Here is a 2,882-nt window from a genome sequence, read left to right on the forward strand (position 1 = left end):
GCTTTCATTCCGAGTTTCGATTAATCAGTTGTAATTGCATTTAGGCAATTCTCCTATTTCGTGCATTGGCACTTATAAGGAAACGTTTCGCACAGCACATTTCTTCACTTACTGATACAACCTAAAACCGTTATTTGTTTGGAATGTAAAACTATATACAACTAAGATACAAGCGGCGGTTTTGAAAATAAGACAATTCAAAGCCGCCGTTTTCCCTTTCAAAAAGCTATTTTTAGTTTGGTTTTTCTCCCGTTGTTCTGTGATGGAAAAACATTTCTAGCCTTTCCATGAATGTTCTAGCAGCTAAGCTTAAATACTTATTATCTCTGTAGAAAAGTTCTAATTTCCTGATAGGTGAGCCCTTGATTTGAATCGTACGAATTCCTAACGACTGAAAGCTATCAATTAATTGACTTGGTTGAATTGTAGCCCCGATTCCTTCTTTTACAAGCTGAAACAAAGAAGTAGCTGATCCCGTTTCCATAATTGTTTTAATTGATAGTTCTTGTTCTTTACACCATGTATCAATTAATTCACGTCCATAAAAGCCCTTAGGATACATCACTAAAGGAATACCAATCAAATCTTTAGGAGAGATAATTTTCCTATTAGCCAATTCATGATCTTTATGAACATAAAGGCTATATGTTTCCGTATAAAAATGAATCTGATGTAAACGACTATCAGGGTTCATCGCTAAACCCACACCAATATCTACTTCATTGTTTAGTACTTTGTTTAAAATATCAATAGATGGGATTACTTGAACTTTCGTATTAGGAAACTCTTTATGAAAATCAACTAACAAGGGTGTTAACCGATAATCTAGGTCGGATGGTAATACAGCCAATCGTATGTTTCCTGCATGTAAATCTGTCAGATCTGCAATGGCTTCTTTTGCATTATCAAGCTGTCGAAAAACTTCTAAAGCATAACGTTCGAGGATAGCTCCAGCTTCGGTTTTTACTGTCTTTTTCCCTATCCGATCAAATAATGGCACACCAACTTCATCTTCTATTACACGTATTTGCTGACTTAATGTTGGTTGGGAAATTCCCAGTTTAAAAGCAGCTTCAGAAAAGTGAAGTTCATTACATAGCATAAGGAAATATTGTAATTGTCTAAGCTCCATTAATTCTCCTCCTTTTATATAGGCTGATACTATTGTTTGTATAGAAAAAATAGAATTGTTCTATTGTTGTTTTGAGATTACACTAAGTTTAACAATATGGAAAGGAGAAAATTTTATGCGTTTTATCTATCTTATTTTGGTAATCTTTTTTCTCTCGCTCAACTTAAGACCATCCATTACATCTGTAGGCCCTCTGCTTGATGTTATACAAACTGATTTAGGAATGAATGGGGTTGCAGCTAGCTTAATTACTTCACTTCCTGTATTTTGCATGGGGCTATTTGCAATCTTTTCCATCCGTTTAAACAATCGTCTTGGGATTGAAAAGTCTTTACTTTTAGCAATGGTTCTGATTTTTATAGCGACACTTTCTCGAGGATTTCTTATGAATAGTTGGTTATTGATCGCTACTTCATTGTTTACTGGTATTGGAATAGGGATAGCAGGACCACTTATTTCAGGATTTATCAAGAAGTACTTCCCTGGAAAACTTAGTGTTACCAGTGTTTATTCTGTATCCATGGTAATCGGTGCATCGATTGCAACAAGCTTCACAATACCATTATTCAACCTATTAAACGAGTCTTGGCAAATAGCATTAAGTGTTTGGAGTATTTTAGCGTTGATCGCAGCTTTATTAGTTCTTCCGCTTTTAATCACAGAAAAAGCCAAAAATGTAATGACAACAACATCGTCTCTACGGATTACAAATAAACGAGTCTATTTATTTATGTTGTTTTTTGGTTGTATGGCGGCAATATTTTATTCCATCACAGCTTGGTTGGCTCCTTTTGTCCAATCAATGGGAATGAGTCATACTCAATCAGGGCTAATTCTCACGCTATTTACGATTATTCAAATACCGGTTAGTTTTTCAATTCCTTTACTCGTTGCCAAAACAAGGAGTAGAAAAATGTGGTTGCTAATATGCAGTTTTTCCGAGTTAATTGGACTGGTTCTATTAATGGGACATTTCTCACCATGGATTGCGACAATATTTTTAGGAATTGGAGCTGGTGGTCTTTTTCCTTTAGCACTACTCATTCCTATCGAGGAGGCAAATAGCATAGAAGAGGTTACTTCATGGTCTGCTCAAATGCAATTCGGTGGATTTATATTAGGCGCTATTGGACCACTATTATTTGGGTTCACATTAGATGTTTTTAATAGCTTTACTCCAGCTTTAATCGTTATCTTAATGACGATCATATTGATGATAGTTATTATTTTAAATATGGAAACAAAGACCAAACATGATTCTATGAAATAACTATGGAAAGAAGGAAAAAATATGAAAAGCGTATTTATTGACTGTATGAAGAATCGTCGATCTATTTACTCACTAACGAAAGACGCGCCAGTTCTGCATTCTCACTTTTACTAGATAGCTTAATCTTGTTCTCATAGAAAAACACATTCGCGTTGAATTAGTATGGTTTAGTACCCTTTTTCAACTAAAAGGTGCTTTTATTTGTCTTATTTTTTAGTTAGGTAATTTATTATTCCCTAAGATTTTTGGATAGTGAATGCTGAATAAACCGCAATTTATTCCTATCTTTTGGAATATTATTATTTATTAATGAAAGCACGAGCCTTTTTAAGGTATAGTAGATCTTCATTTATTGAGACTCCCACGGCTAAAGCCGCAAGCCCTACACCTTACGGTGTAACGGGTGGGATTCTTGAGTGACTAAGCGTTCGCAGTCCATTTCTGTTTTGAACAGCCCTCAAGATCGGGGTGTCTCATCAC

The 2,882-nt window shown here is 35.1% G+C and carries 2 protein-coding genes; one reads left to right on the forward strand and one right to left on the reverse strand.

Going from position 1 to position 2,882, the window contains the following annotated elements; genetic code table 11:
• Positions 1–232: 232 nt before the first annotated feature.
• Positions 233–1,132: a LysR substrate-binding domain-containing protein gene (locus ACQKP0_RS25650; protein ID WP_427408645.1), complete on the reverse strand. Its 900-nt coding sequence runs from the start codon at positions 1,130–1,132 to the stop codon at positions 233–235.
• Between the two features lie 115 nt (positions 1,133–1,247).
• Between ACQKP0_RS25650 and ACQKP0_RS25655 the strand changes: the two genes are divergently transcribed.
• Positions 1,248–2,402, forward strand: a complete 1,155-nt coding sequence (locus ACQKP0_RS25655; RefSeq protein WP_427408646.1) for a CynX/NimT family MFS transporter — start codon at positions 1,248–1,250, stop codon at positions 2,400–2,402.
• The last annotated feature ends 480 nt before the right edge of the window (positions 2,403–2,882 follow it).

Origin of the sequence: Heyndrickxia sp. NPDC080065 (assembly GCF_050281185.1) — a bacterium.
Taxonomy (GTDB): Bacteria; Bacillota; Bacilli; order Bacillales; family Bacillaceae_C; genus Heyndrickxia.

Bases quoted from the DNA above. Each gene is read 5' to 3' on its own strand.
- ACQKP0_RS25650 (WP_427408645.1), bottom strand. From the start codon at position 1,132: ATGGAGCTTAGACAATTACAATATTTCCTTATGCTATGTAATGAACTT.
- ACQKP0_RS25655 (WP_427408646.1), top strand. From the start codon at position 1,248: ATGCGTTTTATCTATCTTATTTTGGTAATCTTTTTTCTCTCGCTCAAC.